Raw genomic sequence first — 22,824 nt, 5'->3', positions numbered from 1 at the left:
AGCCTGTGTCTTGGGAGGAATCACAGGAACCAAGGCCATGCACAAGAGATTTCGTCCTATTCATTCCGGGTTTGAAACCCTTCGCCTTGCAGGCGACCAGCTTCGCTCCACTCATGGCTACAGCCGCTTCGGCTTCGCCACGAACGAACAGATGATCGCCCGCGGCACCGGCATCAACAGCCGCACGGCGCGCCCTAACGCGATCTTCTCGGATTTCCAGCAATACTGAGCGGGGTCGCTACGGCACCGCGCATCTCTCCGGACGTGCAAATGATGCTGTAGCGTTTTTTGCTGCCTTTCCATGTCAGAGTAACCACCATGTCGACGATCCTGCTTTCGCTACTGCGCAACATCGAAACCTTCGAGCAGATCCGCGCCGCGGTCTGCGCCGCGCGCGAATATGAGCGCGAGCTGTCGGTAAAGCCGGCCAGTGCTGCCCCCGGCTCAGCAGCGATCGTGTTGTAATCACACCGTCAGCGCGTCGATCCGGGCCGTTGCCCACTCGAAGGCCTCGTCGACATAGGCGAACTTGACCGCCTGCCAGGCGCAATATTCCTCGACGAAATGCCGCGATAGCCAAAGATGCGCCTTGCGCGGCTCATCATACCAGCCGACGCAGCCACGCTGTGCCGCCTTTGCCAGAAGCCGCTGCAGGTGCGTACGCGACATCATGAAATCGGCGGCGAGCGCACGGGTTTCGACGCGCCCGACGAGAAACTTGCCCGCCTTGGCGTCTTCCGTATCCATCCTGGCGATGAAGTTGTCGACGACCAGACCGCCGGCTTCCGTCCAGAGAAACAACGCCACCTGCGTCGGCGGCTCCCGCCAGGCGGCATCCTCCAGGCAGTGGCGGGCAATGCGCGGCTGAATGAGCTTCATCAATGCTGGATTTGCCTGGAAAACAGCCGCCCTTTCACCGCCGTCGAGCAGGTCGAGCGCGGCGAGATTGGCATGGATCCAGGCGGACATCGCCTGGAGGCTGACATTGGCGGGCTCGAAATGGCGCGGCCGGCGCCGCTCGTCGCCGGGCGTATGGGTGATGAAGCGGTAGGTATAGAGTTCTTCGATGAAGGCGAGAACGGTGTTGCGGCTCGCCACCTTGTGGGCGGTGATGCGGCCGGTCAGGCGAACGGCGGTAAGACCCGAGGTCGGGTCGCGCGGATCATATTCCAGGTGAAGAGCATAGGCGGTCTGGGTCAGCAGCCAGCGCTGGTGAGAGGCGAGCAATCGCGCCAGACGCGGGCCGGCGTCGAACATGCCGCGCGTCTGCCCGGCCAGAAAGCGGATACTCATCAGAAAGGAGCAGTTCCCCGCCAATTGCTCCGCCGTGAATGCCATTACGCTTTTCTCCACCTCCGCTCGCAGGCCAGCGTTCGGAGCAGTAATATCGAAAGCCGCGGTGGCATCGGCTCGTCAGCCGTGCACAGCGTTGAATAAATGATAGTTTCTCATGTTCAACAATCATATTCCGCAAGTCGACGCCATCCTAAGAATTGACCATTCCTGCCTTGGACCTCATGCCTGCGGCGTCGTCGCCTTGCGCGCTTCCCGCTGTTCGATGCCCAGTTGATGCTCGCGATAGATGATGAAGATACCGGCGGCAACGACGATGACGGTGCCGATCAGCATGGTGACGCTCGGCACGTCGCCGAAGATGAAGTAGCCGACGATGCCGCCAAGCAGGATCGACGTATATTCGAACGGCGCGATGGTGGAGACGTCGGCATGGCGGTAGCTTTCGGTCAGCAGGATCTGGGCGACGCCACCGCAAAAGCCGGCAGCGATCAGATAAAGCGCCGACGGCCATGGCAGGACGAGCCAGCCGAAAGGGAGGGAAGCCAGCGAGAAGACCGATGCGGTGAGCGAAAAATACAGCACGATCGTCGCCGTCTTCTCCTCTTCGACGAGGCGACGCACCTGGATCATCGCCATACCGCCGAGAACCGCCGAAAACAGCACGCAAAGCGCGCCGACGGCCTGTTCGGCTTCCATGCCGCCTTCGCGAAACAGCGTGAGTTTCGGCCAGGAGATGATGACAACTCCGGCCATGCCGACCAGAACGGCGCTCCAACGGTAGATGCGCACCGTCTCGCCGAGAAAAACCGCGGCGAAAATCACGGCGACGAGCGGCAATGCGTAGCCGAGCGCAATCGCCTCCGGGAGCGGCAAGTGCAGGAGGCCGTAAAAACCGAAAGCCATTGACAGGATGCCGATCGTGCCGCGCTTCAGGTGGCCGACCGGATTGGCGGTGTGGAAGGCGGCGCGCAGCTGTCCGATATAGGCGAGATAGGCCATGATCGGGAAGAGCGCGAAGAAGGACCTGCAGAAGGTGACCTGACCCGCCGGAATATCAGGGCCGGCCAGCTTGATGAACGTCTGCATGGCCAGGAAGACCACGACCGACGAGACTTTCAGCGCAATGCCTCTCATCGGGCTTCTGAGAACCGAGTGCATGATCCTGGCTCTAATGCTGATTTGAACAAACGGGGAGACGCGTTCGACTCGGGAACGCAACAGGTGACGCCGCCATCGTAGCGAAAGAGAATCCCACTGTATAATCCTTAAATCGGAATCGACATCAGGACAAATTGCGCAGGAGCTCAAAGTTTTACGGCATGCTTTGCGCGTCTGAAGAGGTGCGTTGTCATCGGCAAATCCTCAAGCAAAACCGGCAAATCAGGGCAAAAGGCAGCTATTGCGACAATAACGGCTCGATCGTCGCCTTCGCGCGCACAGCAGACCAAAGCGACGCGACGATCAAGGCCGCCTCAATCCGAAATAGCGGCCTTTCTCCCGGCCGCCGCCTTCATCCGTTTCGAGCAGGATATTTTGCCCGCGAAACTTCGTGTTCACGGGCAATTTGCTTTAACTTTAGTTCAGACTTTAATGTAATCATGCCCGGCAAATTATCGCAGAGTGCGCCCGCCTCTGTGTCCGCGGTTGTCAAATAACGGTCTTCAGGAAACACCATGCGAACAGATACCGGCCAGGTCATTCATCTGGCAGATTACCGTCCCACCGACTTCGTGCTGGAACGCGTGGACCTGACCTTCGAACTCGATCCGACGGAGACCAAAGTCGAAGCCCGCCTCATCTTTCATCGTCGCCCCGGCGCCGACATTACCGCCCCGATCGTGCTCGACGGCGACGAGCTGACGCTGGCGGGGCTGCTGTTCGATCAGGTGGAGCTCGATCCCTCGCGTTATGAGGCAACCCCGGAAAGCCTGACGGTGCGCGACCTGCCGGAAAGCGCCCCCTTCGAACTGACGATCACCACGATCATCAATCCCGAGGCCAATACCCAGCTGATGGGCCTCTATCGCACCGGCGGCATCTATTGCACGCAGTGCGAGGCGGAGGGCTTCCGACGCATCACCTATTTCCCCGACCGGCCCGACGTGCTTGCGCCGTTCACCGTCAACATCATCGCCGACAAGGAGGCCAATCCGCTACTCCTGTCGAACGGCAACTTTCTCGGCGGCGCCGGCTACGGCCCCGGCAAGCATTTCGCCGCCTGGTTCGACCCTCATCCGAAGCCGAGCTATCTCTTTGCCCTCGTTGCCGGCGATCTCGGCGTCGTCGAAGACACCTTCACCACGATGTCGGGTCGCGACGTGGTGCTGAAGATCTATGTCGAGCACGGCAAGGAGCCGCGGGCGGCCTATGCCATGGATGCGCTGAAGCGCTCGATGGCATGGGACGAAGAGAGGTTCGGGCGCGAATATGATCTCGACATCTTCATGATCGTCGCCGTCTCCGACTTCAACATGGGCGCGATGGAGAACAAGGGACTCAACGTCTTCAACGACAGATACATCCTTGCCGATCCGGAGACGGCGACCGATGCCGACTACGCCAATATCGAGACGGTCATCGCGCATGAATATTTCCACAACTGGACCGGCAACCGCATCACCTGCCGCGACTGGTTCCAGCTGTGCCTCAAGGAAGGCCTGACGGTCTTTCGCGACCAGGAATTTACCTCCGACCAGCGCTCACGCCCGGTCAAGCGCATCGCCGATGTGCGCCATCTGAAGTCCGAGCAGTTTCCAGAGGATGGCGGCCCGCTCGCCCATCCAGTTCGGCCGACGACATATCGCGAGATCAACAATTTCTACACGAGGACCGTTTACGAGAAGGGCAGCGAAGTCACGCGGATGATCGCGACGCTGCTCGGCAGAGACGGCTTCAAAAAGGGCATGGATCTCTATTTCGACCGCCATGATGGGCAGGCGGTGACGATCGAGGATTTCGTCAAATGCTTCGAGGATGCGAGCGGGCGCGACCTCACGCAATTCTCGCTCTGGTACCATCAGGCAGGCACGCCGCTCGTCACCGCATCCGGCAGCTATGATCCGGCAGCCGGCAGTTTCACCCTGTCGCTCGAACAGATGACGCCTGCTACACCCGGCCAGTCGAGCAAGGAACCGATGCATATCCCGCTCAGCCTGGCACTCTTCGGCGAAAACGGCGGCAAGATCGCGCCGAGTTCGGTCGAGGGCGCAGAATATGCCGGCGAGGTGCTGCACCTGACCGGCCGCACGCAGACGGCGGTGTTTCATGGCGTGGGCTCGCGCCCGGTCGTTTCGATCAACCGCAGCTTCTCGGCGCCGATCAACCTGCATTTCGATCAAAGCCCGGCCGATCTCGCCCATCTCGCCCGCCATGAGACGGATCATTTCGCCCGCTGGCAGGCGCTGACCGATCTGGCGCTGCCGAACCTTCTGAAGGCTGCCCGCGACGCGCGCGAGGGCAAACCAGTCGTCTGCGAGCCGACCTTCGTCGAGACGCTGATTGCGGCGGCCGCCGACGAAAGCCTCGAGCCGGCCTTCCGCGCCCAGGCGCTGGCGCTGCCGAGCGAAGCCGATATTGCCCGCGAACTCGGCGGCAACAACGATCCCGACGCCATCCATACCGGCCGGCAGGCGATCCTCAAACAGATCGCCGATGCCGGAAAGGATGTCTTTGCCGGCCTCCACGCGGCGATGGCGACATCTGGCGGCTTCAGCCCTGATGCCAAGAGCGCCGGCCTGCGGGCGCTGCGCAATAGCGCGCTGACCTATCTCTCGCACGCCGAACAGACACCTGCGCGCGCCAAGGCAGCCTTCGATGCAGCCGACAACATGACCGACCTCAGCCATGCGCTGACGATCCTCGCGCATCGTTTCCCCGACAGTGCGGAGACAGGCGAGGCGCTGGCCGCCTTCCGCGACCGCTTTGCAGACAACGCGCTTGTCATCGACAAATGGTTCACGATCCAGGCCGGCATTCCGGGCGCCAAGGCGCTGGACCGGGTACGCCGCCTGATGGAGAACCCGCTTTTCAAGCGGACCAACCCGAACCGGATGCGGGCGCTGGTCGGAACCTTCGCCTTTGCCAATCCGACCGGTTTCGGCCGCGCCGACGGCGAAGGCTATCGCTTCCTCGCCGGTCAGATTCTGGAGATCGACGGCCGCAACCCGCAGCTTGCAGCCCGCATTCTCACCTCGATGCGTTCCTGGCGCTCGCTGGAACCGACACGCGCCGATCACGCCCGCTCTGCGCTGATCGAGATCGAGCGGGCGCCCGACCTTTCCACCGATGTGCGCGATATCGTCGAGCGCACACTTAAAGGGTGATTTGCCTGGGTGGACCGTCGCGAATCACGCGGCGGCCGATCGCCCGGCGATTCGAATCACCCAAAAAATACAAAATATAAATAGTTAACGGAATTTTACCTTTGCCTCTGGACAAGGCGAATCACCCATGATTCTCTAGGTCAGGTTCGAGCGAGCGGCGCGCGAATCACACGAGGGACAAGGCGAAGAGATGATGGACGTGCGGCGGGCAACCGTGGCCGGAGGACGGCTGCGTGTCGATTTTGACGGGCTGAAAGCCTGGCGAGACAGCCTATCCGGTCACTCGACATCGGAGCCGCTCCTGCGTCATCTGCCGAAGGCGGAGCTGATCTTGAAGCGCGCCATTCCGGCCTTGATCATCGCCTTCCTCTCCGTCGTCGCCGCCTCGCATTTCTTCGGCATGATGAGCGAATATAGCCGGCTGGAGGCTTCCGCCCGCCATGCCACCGCGCTTTCGGCGGCAACAGCCACTGCCGTCTTTGCCGATGCGGTCGACATTTTTGACAGCGGCGATATCACCGAGGCACAGGCGCGGCTTGCCAGATACCTGCCGCAGGACCGGCTGGACAACGGCGCCTTCGTGCTACTGGTGCAGGCCAGCGGCAAGGTTTTTGCCGCAACGACTGCCGGGCTTTCGCATGTCGGCAGCAATGTCGGCGATTTCTTCCCCGAAGTCTCGGCGATCCGGCGGTTCGGCGATCGGGCCGGTGTCATCGAAACGACGATCGGCGGCGTGCCGCACTATGCCGAGATCACACTGATGGGCAATGCCGGCGGCTACGTCGTCGCCGCCACCTCGCTCGAGGAGGTCGGCCGGCTGTGGCGCGAGGAGCTGGCGCTCAACGTCACGCTGTTTGCCGGCATCTCCTCGATCTTGCTCGTCATCCTCTATGCCTATTACACGCAGGTGAAGCGGGCCCGCGACGCCGACGACATCTTCCTGGAATCCAACCTGCGCGTCGAGACGGCGCTGTCGCGCGGCCGCTGCGGCCTTTGGGATTTCGATTTCGAGAACCGGGAATTCTTCTGGTCGCGCTCGATGTACGACATGCTCGGCCTGCCGGGCTCCGACAAGACGATGGGCTTCGGCGAAGCCGCGCGACTGATGCATCCCGATGACGGCGGGCTCTACGAGATCGCCCGCGCCATCGCCAAGGGCCATTCCGGTCAGGTCGACCAGATATTCCGCATGCGCCATGCGGGCGGCCACTATGTCTGGATGCGGGCACGCGCCCAGGTGATCCGCAGCAATTCCGGCCGCATGCACCTGATCGGCATCGCCATGGACGTGACCGAACAGCACCGGCTCGCCCAGCGCTATGCGGAAGCCGATCAGCGCTTGGCCGACGCCATCGAATGCACCTCGGAAGCCTTCGTGCTCTGGGACAAGAACGACCGGCTCGTCATGTGCAACACGCATTTCCAGCAGGCTTACGGGCTGCCGGACAGCGTGCTGGTGCCCGGCACCGAACGCTCGATTGTCAACGCCGCCGCCGCCCGCCCGGTCATCGAACGGCGGATCGCCGATGCCGACGGCTCCGGCTATTCGCGCACGACGGAGGTGCAGCTGGCCGACGAGCGCTGGCTGCAGATCAACGAGCGGCGCACCCGCGACGGCGGCAGGGTGTCGGTCGGAACCGACATCACGCTGATGAAGCGCCATCAGGAGCGGCTGCGTGAATCCGAACGCCGGCTGATGGCGACGATCGGCGATCTTTCCGCTTCGCGCCAGACGCTGGAGATCCAGAAGGCCGAGCTTTCGACTGCCAACGCAAACTACCAGGCGGAGAAGGAACGCGCAGAGGCAGCCAACAAGGCGAAGTCGGAATTCCTCGCCAACATGTCGCATGAGCTGCGCACGCCGCTGAACGCCATTCTCGGCTTTTCCGAAATCCTGCAGAATCAGATGTTCGGACCGCTCGGTTCGCTGAAATACGACGAATATGCCCGGGATATCCATGACAGCGGCAAACATCTGCTCAACGTCATCAATGATATCCTCGACATGTCGAAGATCGAGGCCGGCCATCTCAGGCTGCATTGCGAGCGCATCGACCTCGTGCCGCTGATCGAGGAAAGCCTGCGCTTCACCGCCATTCCGGCGGCCGAAAAGAACATCGTTATCGAGCAGCGCATCTCCTCCGGCCTGACGCTGACGGCCGACCGCCGGGCGATGAAACAGGTGCTGCTGAACCTGCTCTCCAACGCGGTCAAGTTCACCGACAATGGCGGCCGCATCGCGGTGCGCACACGCCGCGTCGACGGCGCCGTCACCGTCACCATCGCCGATACCGGCATCGGAATTCCCCGCTCCGCACTTTCGAAGATCGGCCAGCCTTTCGAACAGGTTCAGAGCCAATATGCCAAGAGCAAGGGCGGCTCCGGTCTCGGGCTTGCCATCTCCCGTTCGCTGACCTCCCTGCATGGCGGCCGCATGAAAATCCGCTCCCGCGAAGCGGTGGGCACGGTGATTTCGCTGCGCATTCCTGACAGCGTTTAACGCGCGTCGTTTCTTAGGTCGTCACGGGTTAGGTCCGAGCGACCGTGGGACTGTTTTCGGCCTTGCCTTTCCTTTATCTGCCGAATTTCGGCGAGCTGGCCTTTGAGGACGTTCAAGGCGTCCTGTTCTTCTCGCGGGAGGTTCTCCAACAGTACATGTTTCAGCAGCACCTCGAGCGCATCGCCAATGCGGCCGATCTGCCGGCCATAGCTTCCGACCTCGTCCAGAATCACCTGTTCCGTCTCGGGCGCCGGCGTCGATCCAAGATCGATGTTGATGAAACCGATTTGTGATCCCTGCTGATAAAATGTCCATGGATTGATGGCCTGCCGGAGTTGTTCAGGCGCCAATGCAAAGTTGAAAGTTTTCATCTTCGATTTCCTATGAGCTGAGACGGCAATACAGGAGATGATAGTCACTCAAGCCATCGATGCGCAGACAATCTTTGCGCATTTCAGGCGACATGCATCAAAGCTTCACGACATTCAGAAATATCTTCCGAACCGCCTTGGAAAGCCGTTTCACCTCCCCCTCCAGCGTCCCGATATCGGGGCAGTCGCCGGCGCGGCAGACGAGTTCGACGAGGCCGGACGGCGCGTCGTTCGGGTCGAACTCGCTCTCGATGCAGAGGCGGATCAGCTGTGAAAGACTGGTGTAGAGTGCGAACGCTTCCAGACATGTGTCGAGATCGGCCGCCGCCATCAGATGGCCGCCCAGCACTTTCAGGGCCTCGCCGGTACTCATCCCGTTGACGGCAACATCGACTCCCTTGGCGGGCGCGATCAGCGCCAGGTATTGAGCGATGAATTCGAGATCGACGACGCCGCCGTGGATCAGCTTCAGGTCCCAGGGGCCGGAAGGCGGCTTTTCCTTTTCGATCAGGTCGCGCATCTCGGCGACGTCATGCGCCACCTTGGCGATGTCGCGATCGGCCGACAGCACCTCCCGGACGATATGTTCCGCCTCGGCGATCAAGCTGTCATCGCCGGAGATCAGCCGGGCGCGGCTCAGCGCCATGTGCTCCCAGGTCCAGGCCTCCTCGCGCTGGTATTTGCCGAAGGCATTGATGCGGGTGGCGACCGGCCCCTTGTTGCCGGAGGGGCGCAGCCGCATGTCGACCTCATAGAGCACGCCTTCGGCGGTCGGCGCCGACAAGGCGGCGATCAGCCTCTGGGTGATGCGGGTGAAGTAGCGCGTCGCGTCGAGCGGCTTCGGCCCGTCGGATTCGGAGGCGGCGTCGTCATAATCATAGAGCAGGATCAGATCGATATCCGATCCTGCGGTCAGCTCGAAGCTGCCGAGCTTGCCCATGCCTGCTATGGCGATGCGCCCGCCGGGATAGTCGCCGTGTGCGGCCCGCATTTCGCCGATCACGGCGTCGAGTGCGGCTGCGATGATGAGATCGGCGAGATGGGTGAAGGCGCGGGCGGCCATTGCGCCATTGATGGCGCCGGTGAGCAGGCGGATGCCGATCAGGAAGCGCTGTTCGGCGGCGAAGATGCGCAGCCGGTCGAGCACCTCCTCATAATGGCGCGCCTGGACGAGCGAGCCCTGCAGCCGCTCGCCGAGATAGGCGCGCGTCGGCAGCTCGGCCATCAGGCCGGGATCGAGCATGCCGTCGAAGACATGCGGCTTGGCGGCGATCACCTCGGCCAGCCGGGGTGCTGAGGACATGATGTTGACGATCAGCGACAGGAGCGCCGGATTGCTGCCGAGCAGCGAGAAGAGCTGAATGCCGGCGGGAAGGCCGGAGATGAAACTGTCGAAACGCAGCAGCGCCTCGTCGGCGCGCCTGCTTTCGCCGAAGACGCGCAGGAGCTCCGGCGCCAGCTCCGTCAGCCTTTCTCGCGCCTCCACCGATTGCGTCGCGCGGTAGCGGCCGTAATGCCAGGTGCGGATGATGCGGGAAATGTCGGACGGCCTGGTGAAGCCGAGCTTCTTCAAGGTCTCCAGCGTATCCGGATCGTCGCCCTGGCCGGTGAAGACGAGGTTTCCGGTTTCGGCGGAAAGCCTGCTCTCCTGCTCGAAGAGGCGGGCATACCGCCGCTCCACCGTCTTCAGCACGCCGACCAGCCTTTCGGAAAAACTCGGCGTGTCGGAAAAGCCCATCATGAAGGCGATGCGCTTAAGGTCGGCGTCGGTCTCCGGCAGAAGGTGGGTCTGCTCGTCGCGCACCATCTGGATGCGATGCTCGACGTCACGCAGGAACCAATAGGCCTCCGTCAATTCGTCGCGGGTCTCGGCGTCGATCCACTTCGCCTTGGTGAGCTCGCCGAGCGTCTCCTCCGTCCCCCGGCCGCGCAGCGCCGGCATGCGGCCGCCGGCGATCAGCTGCTGCGTCTGGACGAAGAATTCGATCTCGCGGATGCCGCCGCGCCCGAGCTTGACATTATGGCCCTTGACCGCGATGGCGCCGTGACCCTTATGCGCGTGGATCTGCCGCTTGATCGAATGGATATCGGCGATCGCCGCGTAATCGAGATACTTGCGGAAGACGAAAGGCGACAGCTTGCGCAGAAACTCGCCGCCGGCGATGAGGTCGCCAGCCACGGCGCGCGCCTTGATGAAGGCCGCCCGCTCCCAATTCTGGCCCCTGCCCTCGTAATAGATCATCGCCGCGTCGACCGGAATCGCCAGCGGCGTCGAACCGGGATCGGGTCGCAATCGCAAATCGCTGCGGAAGACGTAACCATCCGCCGTGCGCTCCTGCAGGATGCGCACCAGCCGGCGCATCATCCTCGGGAACACCTCGATGGCGTCATCGAGGTCGGGCACAATGCCGGCCTGTTCGTCGAAGAAGACGACGAGGTCAATGTCGGAGGAATAGTTTAGCTCGCAAGCGCCGAGTTTGCCCATGCCGAGCACGATCAGCCCCGAGCCCTCGCTCGGCTTCGCCGGATCCCGCAGCCTGACCTTTCCGCCCTCATGCGCTGCCAGCAGCAGATGGTCGATTGCAGCGGCGACAGAGGCTTCGGCGAGCTCGCTCAGCCAGGCGGTCGTGGCCCGGCCATCGACGATGCGCGAGAGATCGGCGAGTGCAACGAGAAAGGCGGCCTTGCGCTTGATGATGCGCAGCCTGCTCATCACCGCCGATTCAGCCGGCGCGGCCCCTTCGCCGTCCGGCCGCCAGCAGTCCCGCGCCTCAGCGATCAGCGCTTCGATCTGCGGCTCCAAGGGTTGCGTAATGGCGCCGGCGAGGATGGCCGGGTCGAGATTGACGATTTCGCGCAGGTAGGGCGAGAGCGTCAGCACGGCGGAGATGAAATCGCGCAGTGGCCCTTCGCCCTTCAGCATCGCAGCGACCGACGGCTCGCTTTTGCCGGCCTGCTGAAGATCGCTCAGCGCCAGCTTCAACTCCGTCTGGCTCAACGGACGCAGCAGCCCTTCGGCGACGTCCTTGAGGCCATGCGTCGATTTCGTCAGCATAGGCTCTCCCTGGCTTTGGAGCGGAAGGAAACGGCCGGCAGAATCACGACCCCGCCTCCTCGATCGGGATTAAACTAGGGTCTCGGCGCCAAACCGCCAATATGCGATTCAACCGATCGTGTTTACACACGGGCCGTTCAGGCAGCCTTGGCCGGGAAGATCATGCTGACGGTCAGTCCGCGCTGTTCCGGCTTGTCGGGATTGGTATCGGAGAGTTCCAGCCGGCCGCTGTGCAGTTCCATCACCGCCTCCACCAGTGAAAGGCCCAGCCCAGTGCCCGGTTTCGAGCGGCTTTCGTCGAGGCGAACGAAGCGCTTTACCACGTCGTCGCGCCGATCGGCCGGTACGCCCGGCCCGTGGTCGGCCACCGACAGGCAGACGCCGTCCGGGCGGCGGGCAAGCTTCAGCGATACCTCACCCGCCCCTTCCGTGTCGGAGGAATATTTGATCGCATTGTCGAGCAGATTGAAGATCGCCTGGCCAATCAGCTCGCGATTTCCCTGCACCTCGATCCCGGGTTCGACGCTGGCGCTCAAGCCAAGCCCGGCCTCTTCCGCCGCCGGCTCGTAAAGCTCGGCGCTGTCGGAAACGATGGCCGACAGCTCGACCGGCGACATCTCGGCTGCGACCGAGCCCGCCTCGACGCGGGAGATCATCAGCAGCGCGTTGAAGGTGCGGATCAGTTGGTCGGATTCGGAAATGATGCCTTCGAGGGCGACGCGCCGCGTATCGACATCGGCCATGTCGAGTGCATCGGCCGCCTTGTTGCGCAGCCGTGTCAGCGGAGTCTTGAGATCGTGGGCGATGTTGTCAGAGACCTGCCGCAGGCCTTCGTTCAGCTTCTCGATGCGCTCCAGCATGGTATTCAATGACATCGAAAGCCTGTCGAACTCATCGCCGGAGCCGCCGACCGGCAGACGCTGCGACAGGTCGCCGGCCATGATCTTCTTGCTCGCATCCGACATGCGGTCGATGCGCTTCAGCGCATTGCGGCCGATGGCGAACCAGATGATGATCGCGCCGAGCCCCATGATCGCCAGCGCCACCATCAGCGCCTGACGCACCAGCAGGCGGAAACGTTCGGGATCGCCGAGGTCGCGGCCGATCAGGATCCGCAAGCCGTTGTCGAGAACGAAGATATTGGCGATCGCCCGATGACGGCGCTCGACACCACCGCCGTCGGTATAACGCTGATAGGCGAAGGGCGCGGAGGTCCAGCCGACCTCCTCGAAGACGCCCGGTTGCACCGAGGCGACATTGCCGGCGAGAATATCGCCCGAGGGGCCGGCGATGATATAGAGATTGGCGCCCGGCTGGCGGGCGCGCCGCTCCATCGTGCGCAGCAGAAGGTTCATGCCGCCGGTGTCATAGGCGCGCTGCACCTGCTCCACCTCCTGCTTGACGGCATCGCGGATCTGGCCGGTCAGCAGTCGTTCCGACATCGCCGTCACATAGAAGACGAGGGTCGCGGCGCAGATGGCGAAAAGCAGGATATAGAGTGCCGAGAGGCGGACTGCTGTGGACTTGAAGAGAACCCTGAAGCGGCTCATCCCTCGTCCTTGATCATATACCCCGCGCCCCGGATGGTTTTCAGGAGCGGCTGGCTGAAGTCCTTCTCGATCTTCGAGCGCAGGCGTGAGACATGGACGTCGATGACGTTGGTCTGCGGGTCGAAGTGATAGTCCCAGACGTTTTCGAGCAGCATGGTGCGGGTCACCACCTGGCCGGCATTCTTCATCAAATATTCGAGCAGGCGGAATTCGCGCGGCTGCAGCGGGATTTCCTTGCCGCCGCGGCGCACTTCGTGGGAAAGCCGGTCGAGTTCGAGATCGCCGACGCGATAGATAACGTCCTGCTCCGGTGTGCCCTTGCGGCGGCCGAGCACCTCGACACGCGCCAGCAATTCGCTGAAGGCATAAGGCTTCGGCAGGTAATCGTCGCCGCCGGCACGAAGGCCGGTCACCCGGTCGTCGACCTGGCCGAGAGCGGAGAGGATGAGCACCGGCGTATGAATGCCCTTGCGGCGCAGCTCGCTGATGACGGAGAGCCCGTCGCGGCGCGGCAGCATGCGGTCGATGACGATGACGTCATAGGTATTTTCCGATCCCATGAACAGGCCGCTCTCGCCGTCGCTGGCGTGGTCGGCGACAATGCCCGCCTCGCGAAAGGCTTTCGTGAGGTAGGCCGCGGCTTCGAGATCATCTTCGATGATGAGAATCTTCATGCGGCCGACATTACCCGCCGGCTGCGTTTCGGCAAGGCTCAAAGCATCTGGCTGCGGAGCGGCGCTCATCGCGATCATCCTTCAAAGATCAGAACAATCGAGCCGTGCGGAGTTTCCTCCGCACGGCTCCCGTTTTTTCGAGGATCAGCCCTGGCCGTTGATCGGCAGGGCGACGAAACGGCTTCCTTCGCTCGACTGGATCTGGAAGAGCGCCCGGGTGCGGCCGTCCTTCTTGGCCTGGTTCAGAACCTTGACGACATCAGCAGGGGTGGAGACTTCCTGGTTGTTGACCGAGGTGATCTTCTCGCCTTCCTTGATGCCCTTGTCGGCGGCGTCGGAGTCCGGGTCGATGCCGGTGATCGCCAGGCCCTTGCCGTCATCCGACGGACCGACCGTCAGGCCGAGATCGGCGAGCGCCTTCTCGGACGCCGGCGCCTCGGGCTGCTGCGGCTGGTTGTTGTCATCGGCGGACGCATCCTTCTGGTCGGCCGGCAGCGTGCCGAGTTCGACGGTCAGGGACTGCGCCTTGCCGGCGCGCCAGACCGAAAGCTCGGCCTTGCTGCCCGGCTGCATCGCACCGATGCGGCGGCTGAGATCACGCGCATCCTTGATGGTTTCACCATTGAGGGCGGTGACGACGTCGCCGGCCTTCATGCCGGCCTTGTCACCCGGCGAGCCGGCCTGCGGGGCGACGACCAGGGCGCCGCTCGGCTCGGAAAGGCCGATGGATTCGGCGATATCCTTGGTCACCGGCTGGATCTGGACACCCAGCCAGCCGCGCGATACCTGGCCGTCCTTCATCAGATCGGCAACGACATCCTTGGCGGTCGAAGCCGGAATGGCGAAGGCGATGCCGACGCTGCCGCCGGACGGCGAGAAGATCGCGGTATTGATGCCGACGACTTCGCCGCTGAGGTTGAAGGTCGGACCACCTGAGTTGCCGCGGTTCACGGCGGCATCAACCTGCAGGTAATCGTCATAGGGACCGGAGCCGATATCGCGGCCGCGGGCCGAGACGATGCCTGCGGTGACCGTGCCGCCGAGACCGAAGGGGTTGCCGACGGCGACGACCCAGTCGCCGACGCGGACATTGTTGTCGTCGGCCCAGTTGACATAGGTGAACTTCTTGCCCTTGCCGTCGACCTTCAGGACAGCGAGGTCGGTGCGCGGATCCTTGCCGATCAGCTTGGCATCGAGTTCGGTGCCGTCATTCATAACGGCGACGAAGGCCTGCCCGTCGGAAACGACGTGGTTGTTGGTGACGATGTAGCCGTCCTCGGAAATGAAGAAACCGGAGCCCTGAGCGACCGGACGCAGACGGCCCTTGCCGGGACCATTCGGGTTGCCCGGACCGTTCTGGCCGAAGCGCCGCTGGTGGCCCTGCTGGTCGTTCGGATCCTGGCCGAACTGGCGGAAGAAACGCTTCAGCGGATGATCATCAGGCAGGTCGTCAAAGCCGCGGCCATTGAAATCGAAGGCGAAGCCGTCATTGTTGTCGGCGACGGGATTGACGCGGTTTTCGACGCGAACCGACACGACGGCGGGCGAAACGGCATCGACGACATTGGCGAAGCTCGGAACAGCAGGCGCCTGAACTTTGACGGCTTCGGCATAAGACCGGGTGATTTCGAGCGGAACGCCGGTTGCGAGCACAGCGGCTGCGATACCGGCAACGGTAGAAGCCTTGAGCACGGTGGCGAGGGACGGACGTCCGTTGAAATTCTTCAGCATTGGAGCACCTTCTCTTGTTCTTAAATCTCAGTCCGGCAGCGCCGGATCAGTCGATGCATCAAGATATAGGATGGCGCACCTTACTGCGAACTGTCCGGCCAATGAAAAATTCGTAATGATTGGAATGTTTCTGTCGGTTACTGCGCCCGGCGCTTCCCTGGAGTGTCCAAAGGATGCGGAATTATTCATCCCGGCTCGACGGGTTGTTATTTCTTCAGAAGCTCGTTCAGCCTCGCCTGTTCTTCCGCCGTCAGCTTGCTTCCCGTCGGCTTGCCAGCCCTCCGGCGCGCAAAGACCAGCAGCGACAATCCGCCGGCGAGCACCAGCAGCGCCGGCGCGCCCCAGAGCAATACGGTCTTCATGCTGAACCGCGGCTTCAGTAGCACGAATTCGCCGTAGCGCGAGACGATGTAGTTCAGCACTTCCTCGTCGCTGTCGCCGTCCTTGATGCGCTCGCGCACCAAGAGGCGCAGGTCTTTGGCCAGTTCGGCATTGGAATCATCAATCGACTGGTTCTGGCAGACCATGCAGCGCAGTTCGGCCGAAAGAGTGCGGGCACGCGCCTCAAGCGCCGGATCGACCAGCACTTCGTCGGGATTGACGGCGAAGGCGGAGAAGGGCGTGAAGAGGATGAAGAGAATGATGAGGAGTCGGGAGAGAACGGACGATATATTGGGTGTACGCCAAGCTTCTCTTCCCCTCATTCCTGTGTCCTCAGGGCTTCGCCCGAGGGATGTCACAGGAATCCAGCCACGGCGCGTCCGCGCCGTGAATGAAAGTATACCGCCACTCAACGAGTCTCCTGCGCCCAAGTCCCTGGGCGCGCTGGATTCCTGTGACGATCCTCGGGTCAAGCCCGAGGACAGGAATGAGGAGAAGGAGGAGGCGCCCGTCATTCTGCCGGCTCCATCGCAGGCTGCACGGGTTTTGCCTTCGCCTTCCTGCGCGGGGCGCCGACGCGCAAGCGGCGGTCGGAGAGCGAGACGAGGCCGCCGGCGGCCATGATCAGGGCGCCGCCCCAGATGCACAGGATGAACGGCTTCCACCAGATGCGCACGACAATGCCGCCGTCCGTCGTGGTGTCCCCCAAGGAAACATAGAGCTGGCTGAGGCCGAAGGTCAGGATGCCGGCCTCGGTCGTCGGCATCTGCCGGGCTGTATAGAGGCGCTTGGCCGACCAGGTGTCGGCAACCGCAACCCCGGCGCGCCGGATGGTGAAGTGGCCGCGCTCCTCGCTATAGTTCGGCCCCCTCGCCGGCCGCATGCCGTCGAACGCAAGGCTGTAACCACCGGCATCGACCGTCTGGCCCGGCTTCATCTCGACGACATGCTCGCTCTGGAAGGTGGTGACGGCGACGATGCCGAGCACGCTGACGCCGAGCCCGGCATGGGCAAGGGCGGTACCGAAGGCCGAGCGCGGCAGGCCGGCAAGCCTGCGCCAGGCGATGCTTCCGGCTACTTTGCCGATGCCGGCGCGATACCAGAGATCGGCAATGGCGCCGAAGATGAGGAACAACCCGGCCGCCAGCCCGAGCACCGAGAGCACCGGCCCGCCATGCTGGATATAGAACAGGATTACTGCGGCGGCGAAAGCCAGAGCTGCGACGATGTAGAGCCGCTGCAGGGCGCCGAGCAGATCGCCGCGCTTCCAGGCAAGCTGCGGCCCGAACGGCACGATGACGAGCAGCGGCGCCATCAGCAGGCTGAAGGTCAGGTTGAAGAAGGGCGGCCCGACCGAGATCTTGTCTCCGGTCAGCGTCTCCAGCAGCAGCGGATAGAGCGTGCCGGTCAACACCGTACCGCAGGCGACCGTCAGGATCAGATTGTTGAGGACGAGCGCTCCCTCGCGCGAGATCGGCGCAAATAGCCCGCCGGCCGAGAGCTTCGGCGCGCGGAAGGCAAACAGCGACAGCGCGCCGCCGATGAAGATCAGCAGGATGCAGAGGATGAAGACGCCGCGGGAGGGATCGCTGGCAAAGGCATGCACCGAGGTCAGCACGCCGGAGCGCACCAGGAAGGTGCCCATCAGAGACAGCGAAAAGGTCAAGATAGCGAGCAGCACCGTCCAGATCTTCAGCGCCTCGCGCTTTTCCATGACCAGCGCCGAATGCAGAAGCGCGGTGCCGGCGAGCCACGGCATGAAGGAGGCGTTCTCGACCGGGTCCCAGAACCACCAGCCGCCCCAGCCGAGCTCGTAATAGGCCCAGTAGGAGCCCATGGCGATGCCGAGCGTCAGACAGGTCCAAGCAGCCAGCGTCCACGGTCTGACCCAGCGCGCCCAGGCGGCGTCGATCCTGCCTTCAAGCAGGGCTGCGACGGCAAAGGAGAAGCAGACGGAAAAGCCGACATAGCCGAGATAGAGCAGCGGCGGGTGGATCGCGAGACCGATATCCTGCAGCACCGGATTGAGATCGCGGCCTTCGGCCGGCGCCGGATCGAGCCGCAGGAAGGGATTGGAGGTCAGCAGGATGAACAGGGTGAAGGCGAGCGAGATCCAGGCCTGCACGGCAAGCACATTGGCCTTCAGCGTCTCCGGCAGGTTGCCGCCGAAGATCGCGACCAGTGCGCTGAACAGCGCCAGGATCAACAGCCAGAGCATCATCGATCCCTCGTGATTGCCCCAGACGCCGGAATATTTGTAGATCAGCGGCACCAGCGAATGCGAATTCTCCCAGACGTTCTCGACCGAGAAGTCGGAGACGACATGGGCATAGGTCAGCACGGCGAAGGCAAAGGCGACAAGCGCAAACATCGCCAGCGAGCCTGATGTCGCCACATCCATCATCGCCCGGTCATGGCGGCGGGCACCGATGACAGGCACGATCGAGACGATCAGCGCCGTCGCCAGCACCAGCACCAGGGCGTAATGACCGATCTCGATGATCATGGCGTCCCCTTCGCTTCCTGGCCATCCTGCCACAGGCCCTGCGCCTTCAGCTTGTCGGCCACTTCCTTCGGCATATAGGTCTCGTCATGCTTGGCGAGCACGGTGTCGGCGACAAAAACGTTGCCGCCTGAGGCAAACATGCCTTCGGTGACAACCCCCTGCCCTTCGCGGAAGAGATCGGGAAGGATGCCGGTATATTTTACCTTCACGGCATTGGCGCTGCCGTCGGTGACGGAAAATTCCACCGTCGAGCCGGCGCCACGCACGACGCTGCCTGCGCCCACCAAGCCGCCGAGCCGGATGCGGGTCTCCGGCGCCACCGGGGTCTTCGCCAGATCCGCCGGCATGTAGAAATAGGCGACCGACTGGCTGAAGGCGAACATCACCAACAGCACCGCCGCGATGATGAAACCCATCCCGCCCGCGATCACCGCAAGGCGCTTCTGCTTGCGCGTCATTGCGTCATTCCCTCCGTGGCAATGCCAAGTTCCCTGGCAAGAGCCAGCAAATGACGGCCCTGTTCACCCGCCGGCGGAAAAGCCGCAAGCCCGCGCTTCAGGGCGTCGGCTGCGCGATCCTTATCGTTCAATACGGCGTAGGAGCGGACGAGCCGCATCCATCCCTCGAAATTGTTGGGATCGGCATTCAGCTTGGCGTCGAGGCTTTCGACCATGCCGCGGATCATCTGCTGCCGATCGCCGGCGCTCATGTTTTCGGCCGCCGCCATGTCTTCCGACGTTGGGCCGCCAGGCGCCGAAGGCTGGGCAGCCGCGCCGCCGTTCTTGGCGATATGTTCATTGACCAGCGGCAGCCAGGGCGCATCGGCAGGCGATTGCTGCGCCAGCGCTTCGAAGGCTCGGCGCGCCTCGTCGGCCCGTCCCGCCTGCTCCATGCTGAGGGCGACATAGAAGCGGGCACGCGGATTGTCGGGTTCCAGCGTCAGCGACTGTTCCAGCGCCTGGCGCGCCTCGTCGGTCACCACGCCGTCGGAGACCGCCATCAGCGTCTCGGCAAGCCCGTCGAGCCTGATCGGGCTCGGGCCGAGAAGCCGGATCGCATTGCGGTAGGCGACCAGCGCATCATTGACCCGCATCGTGCGGACATAGATCGGCGCCAGCACGTCCCAGCCCTTGCCGTCATCGGGATTCTCGGCCAGATGCCGTTCCGCCTTCGCGATCAGCACCGCCACGTCATTGCCGGGGTTTTCCAGCCGCGCTTCCAGCGGCTGCGCGGGCAGATCCGGCCTGCCCGTCGTCAAGTAAAGACAGAGCCCGAGGACCGGCAGGATCAGAAGAACGAAGGCTTCGGTGACACGGTGATGTCGTGCGGGTTTCGGCATCGTCTCCGGTTCACCGGCAGCAACGGCGATCAGCCGCCGGCCGATTTCGGCCCTGGCGTAATCGGCCTCTTCCGGTGTGATCAGCCCGCCGGCAAGATCGCGGTCGAGTTCGCGCAGCTGGTCGCGATAGACCGCCGCCTCGCCGGCGCGGCTGTTCTCCGCCGCCTTCGCGCCACGCAGAAGAGGGTAAAGCAGAATGACGGCGACGGCTGCCGTCAGAACGGCAACGAGAATCCAGAACAGCATAGCGGCCCAAATACGTGAAGCGCGCGCCCATTCCAACTGCCAAAGCCGGAATGACGAAGATTTGAGGCTATTCGCCGCAATTCAGCAGGCTTAAAGCGCGTCGCATCCAATTTAATCCATGCGACGCGCTTTCGCTCTTTGTTTTTATGCCTGTCGTTGTCCGGGAACCGCTGCACACTTCCGGGCGACATGCATCAGACCTTAACCGAGCGGCGACCAGCTGCCGTCGTCATTGCGGCAGGCAGCGCCTCGCGCCACGGTGTCCTTGCCGTCGACCGTCAGCGTATGGGTATATTGCCGGCAATTCTGCGAGCCGACCTGGTAGGGTGCTGCCGCCACCACCTTGCCGGTGACCGCCTTGCCGCTCCAGACCACGGGCTGGCCGGCGGCTGTCCCTTCCAGCGCCCGGTATTCCGCCTCGAGCGCCCTTTGCTTGTCGCTGTCGCTCAAGCTGACGCCGCTACGGCCGACTATCCCGCCCTGCAGCGCGGTGATGAAGGCGGCCGATGCCGAGGGTTTGCTGGAAAAAATGCCGCGCGAAGCAGCGCTCTTCGTCGTCGTGCAGCCGGTGAGCGCGACGGTAAGAAGCAAAATGGAAACGATCATGCCTTGCGAGCGTAGAATCATTGCGTCGAACCACGATCAGAGGTCAATTTCAGCCGATCGAAGTGCAGCGTCCCCGTGTCAGCATTAAGGCAAAGCATGCTATACATTTGCCACTATCCTTGTGACATCAAGCAGTTGGTCATGCAACATCCTTTGTGACGCCAGGCAGGATAAGCTTCGCCTTCAGCCCGCCCCATTCACCCCGGGACAGCTCCAGCCGGCCCTGGTATTCGTTGGAAATCTCGGTGACGATCGACAGGCCGAGCCCGGTTCCGGGCTTGCTTTCGTCGAGCCTGCGGCCGCGCTTCAGCGCCTCGCGGATCTGATCGGGCTCCAATCCCGGCCCGTCGTCCTCGACGGCGAGCTCCACCCAATGACGGCGCGCGCTCGCCTCTGCTCCCTTGACGTCCTCGCCGGCCTCGACGGCCGAAAGCCGGACCCTGCTCTTGGCGAATCGCGCCGCATTTTCCAGGAGATTGCCGACCGTCTCCTCGAGATCCTGCTGCTCCATGGCGACGGCGAGATGCGGCGGCGAGACGACGAGATCGAATTCGGTGTCGACATTCAGGCGGCGCATGACGCGCACCAGCCGTTCGAGCGCCGGCTCGGCATCGGTGCGGGCGAGCACGGATTCGCGCTGCGCGGCGATGCGGGCCCGGTTGAGATAGGACTGCACCTGCCCCTGCATCGATTCCGCCTGGCTGCGCACCAATTCGCCATGGGATTTTTCCAGCACACGCGCCTCGTTCAAAAGCACGGCGATCGGCGTCTTCAGCGAATGGGCGAGATTGCCGACCTGCATGCGCGCCCGCTCGACGATGCGGCGGTTGCTGTCGATCAGGGCGTTGACCTCGTTGGCAAGCGGCAGGATCTCGCGCGGGAAGTCACCCTTCAGCTGCTCGCTCTCGCCGGCGCGGACGCGCTCCAGGGCGGCGCGCGCCTTGTCGAGCGGCTTCAGGCCGTAGAGAATCGCCAGCGCATTGACGATCAGGCTGCCGACGCCGAAACCGGCGAGCGCCAGATAAAGACTATGGGAAAATGTGCGCACATCGTCCTCGACGACGTCGACATTGCCGGTGACGCGGAAGCGCGCCGCCCGTCCGTCGGTATCAAGCACCACTTCGGTTTCGGCGACCTGCACGCGGTTTCCGGAGGCATCCGTCACCTGGTAGTAGCGTTCGTAATTCTTGTCGAAGGGCGCCTCGACGACGGAGGGAACCGGAATGAGCGCCGAGCCGAGCGAGGGCGAGACCAGCGGCGCTGTCGTATAGGTGCCGAGCGGCTCCACCACCCAGTACCAGCCGGTCTTCGGCTGGGCAAAGCGCAGGTCGCCGAGCTGCGGACTGCCGCTCAACGCCCCCTGATCGCCGATCGTCACCGAATTGATGACGTTATAGAGCTGCGCCCGCAAGAGATCCTGGAAGCCACGTTCGGCGCTCTTGCGGTAGAGCGTCGAGATCAGCAGGCCGATCACCACCAGCGCCACCGTCGACCAGACCGTGGTCAGCAGCAGCACACGTGCGGTGAGCGACTTAATTCGCATGTTTCGGCGCTTGGATGCGGTAGCCGAGACCGCGCACCGTTTCGATCAGGTCGACGCCCATCTTCTTGCGCAGACGGCCGACGAAAACCTCGATCGTATTGGAATCGCGGTCGAAATCCTGATCGTACATGTGCTCGACCAGTTCGGTGCGCGAGACGACCTCTCCCATGTGATGCATGAGATAGGCGAGCAGGCGATATTCGTGCGAGGTCAGTTTCAGCGCCGTGCCGTTGACCGTCGCCTTGGAAGATTTGGTGTCGAGCCGGACCGGCCCGCAGACAATCTCGGAGGAAGCATGCCCGGCAGCGCGCCGGATCAGCGCCCGGATGCGCGCCAGAACTTCCTCGACATGGAAAGGCTTGGTGACGTAATCGTCGGCGCCGGCGTCGATGCCGGCGACCTTGTCGCTCCAGCGGTCGCGCGCCGTCAGGATCAAAACCGGCATGCCGCGGCCGGCGCCGCGCCATTTTTCGAGCACGGTGACGCCGTCCATCTCCGGCAGGCCGATATCGAGGATGATCGCGTCATAGGGTTCGGTATCGCCGAGGAAATGTCCCTCCTCGCCGTCGAACGCCTGATCGACGACATAACCGGCCTCCTTCAGCGTGTCGGTTAGCTGCCGGTTCAGGTTGACGTCGTCTTCGATTACCAGGATGCGCATCGGTCCGCCTTCGTCCGCTTCAAATCGATCATGTTCTGAATAG

General features: G+C 63.0%; 18 protein-coding genes. 4 read left to right on the top strand and 14 right to left on the bottom strand.

Annotation, left to right across the window (positions count from 1 at the left end):
• The first annotated feature begins 37 nt into the window (after positions 1-37).
• The gene (locus tag PYR71_RS20330; RefSeq protein ID WP_096764249.1) at positions 38-229 is read left to right on the top strand and encodes a hypothetical protein; all 192 of its coding nucleotides are present in this window, start codon (positions 38-40) and stop codon (positions 227-229) included.
• Positions 230-318: 89 nt separating this feature from the next.
• On the top strand, positions 319-465 hold the full coding sequence (locus PYR71_RS20325; protein ID WP_275620633.1) for a hypothetical protein: 147 nt from the start codon (positions 319-321) through the stop codon (positions 463-465).
• Here PYR71_RS20325 and PYR71_RS20320 read toward each other — a convergent pair whose 3' ends face one another.
• Together PYR71_RS20320 and PYR71_RS20315 are read right to left on the bottom strand one after the other, a co-directional pair.
• Positions 466-1,338, bottom strand: a complete 873-nt coding sequence (locus PYR71_RS20320) for a hypothetical protein (RefSeq protein WP_275620632.1) — start codon at positions 1,336-1,338, stop codon at positions 466-468.
• A 177-nt stretch (positions 1,339-1,515) separates the two neighbouring features.
• Positions 1,516-2,454, bottom strand: a complete 939-nt coding sequence (locus tag PYR71_RS20315; RefSeq protein ID WP_275620631.1) for a DMT family transporter — start codon at positions 2,452-2,454, stop codon at positions 1,516-1,518.
• 515 nt (positions 2,455-2,969) lie between these two features.
• Here PYR71_RS20315 and pepN point away from each other — a divergent pair.
• Positions 2,970-5,618: an aminopeptidase N gene (gene pepN, locus PYR71_RS20310; protein WP_275620630.1), complete on the top strand. Its 2,649-nt coding sequence runs from the start codon at positions 2,970-2,972 to the stop codon at positions 5,616-5,618.
• A gap of 190 nt (positions 5,619-5,808) precedes the next feature.
• Entirely contained in the window at positions 5,809-8,118 is a 2,310-nt protein-coding gene (locus PYR71_RS20305; RefSeq protein WP_275620629.1) for a PAS domain-containing sensor histidine kinase, read from the top strand.
• On the opposite strand, the gene PYR71_RS20300 is transcribed toward PYR71_RS20305, so the two are convergent.
• From PYR71_RS20300 to PYR71_RS20245, 12 genes are all read right to left on the bottom strand, one after another.
• The gene (locus PYR71_RS20300) at positions 8,115-8,489 is read right to left on the bottom strand and encodes a hypothetical protein (protein ID WP_275620628.1); all 375 of its coding nucleotides are present in this window, start codon (positions 8,487-8,489) and stop codon (positions 8,115-8,117) included. The genes PYR71_RS20305 and PYR71_RS20300 overlap by 4 nt on opposite strands.
• A gap of 97 nt (positions 8,490-8,586) precedes the next feature.
• Positions 8,587-11,544: a bifunctional [glutamine synthetase] adenylyltransferase/[glutamine synthetase]-adenylyl-L-tyrosine phosphorylase gene (locus PYR71_RS20295; protein WP_275620627.1), complete on the bottom strand. Its 2,958-nt coding sequence runs from the start codon at positions 11,542-11,544 to the stop codon at positions 8,587-8,589.
• A 137-nt stretch (positions 11,545-11,681) separates the two neighbouring features.
• Entirely contained in the window at positions 11,682-13,094 is a 1,413-nt protein-coding gene (locus PYR71_RS20290) for a sensor histidine kinase (RefSeq protein ID WP_275620626.1), read from the bottom strand.
• On the bottom strand, positions 13,091-13,846 hold the full coding sequence (locus PYR71_RS20285; RefSeq protein ID WP_409527254.1) for a response regulator transcription factor: 756 nt from the start codon (positions 13,844-13,846) through the stop codon (positions 13,091-13,093). Before PYR71_RS20285 ends, PYR71_RS20290 begins: the two co-directional genes overlap by 4 nt.
• A gap of 66 nt (positions 13,847-13,912) precedes the next feature.
• On the bottom strand, positions 13,913-15,499 hold the full coding sequence (locus PYR71_RS20280) for a Do family serine endopeptidase (RefSeq protein ID WP_183915278.1): 1,587 nt from the start codon (positions 15,497-15,499) through the stop codon (positions 13,913-13,915).
• Positions 15,500-15,705: 206 nt separating this feature from the next.
• Positions 15,706-16,203 carry a cytochrome c-type biogenesis protein gene (locus PYR71_RS20275; RefSeq protein ID WP_275620625.1) on the bottom strand — a complete coding sequence of 166 codons (498 nt, stop codon included), beginning with the start codon at positions 16,201-16,203 and terminating at the stop codon, positions 15,706-15,708.
• 188 nt (positions 16,204-16,391) lie between these two features.
• A complete protein-coding gene (locus tag PYR71_RS20270; protein ID WP_275620624.1) occupies positions 16,392-18,386 on the bottom strand; it encodes a heme lyase CcmF/NrfE family subunit in 1,995 nt (664 codons plus the stop codon).
• Positions 18,383-18,844, bottom strand: coding sequence for a cytochrome c maturation protein CcmE (gene ccmE / locus PYR71_RS20265; protein ID WP_275620623.1), 462 nt, complete (start codon positions 18,842-18,844; stop codon positions 18,383-18,385). The genes PYR71_RS20270 and ccmE overlap by 4 nt, the downstream gene beginning before the upstream one ends.
• Positions 18,841-19,971, bottom strand: a complete 1,131-nt coding sequence (gene ccmI / locus PYR71_RS20260) for a c-type cytochrome biogenesis protein CcmI (protein ID WP_275620622.1) — start codon at positions 19,969-19,971, stop codon at positions 18,841-18,843. Before ccmI ends, ccmE begins: the two co-directional genes overlap by 4 nt.
• Before the next feature lie 201 nt (positions 19,972-20,172).
• Positions 20,173-20,598, bottom strand: a complete 426-nt coding sequence (locus tag PYR71_RS20255; RefSeq protein WP_183915288.1) for an RT0821/Lpp0805 family surface protein — start codon at positions 20,596-20,598, stop codon at positions 20,173-20,175.
• Positions 20,599-20,716: 118 nt separating this feature from the next.
• Positions 20,717-22,120, bottom strand: a complete 1,404-nt coding sequence (locus PYR71_RS20250; RefSeq protein ID WP_275620621.1) for a sensor histidine kinase — start codon at positions 22,118-22,120, stop codon at positions 20,717-20,719.
• Positions 22,110-22,781 carry a response regulator transcription factor gene (locus PYR71_RS20245; RefSeq protein ID WP_064682001.1) on the bottom strand — a complete coding sequence of 224 codons (672 nt, stop codon included), beginning with the start codon at positions 22,779-22,781 and terminating at the stop codon, positions 22,110-22,112. Before PYR71_RS20245 ends, PYR71_RS20250 begins: the two co-directional genes overlap by 11 nt.
• Between the last annotated feature and the right edge of the window lie 43 nt (positions 22,782-22,824).

Source organism: Rhizobium mulingense (assembly GCF_029194105.1).
In the GTDB taxonomy this organism is placed as follows: domain Bacteria; phylum Pseudomonadota; class Alphaproteobacteria; order Rhizobiales; family Rhizobiaceae; genus Rhizobium; species Rhizobium mulingense.
This window is presented reverse-complemented; position numbering and strand designations above follow the sequence as displayed.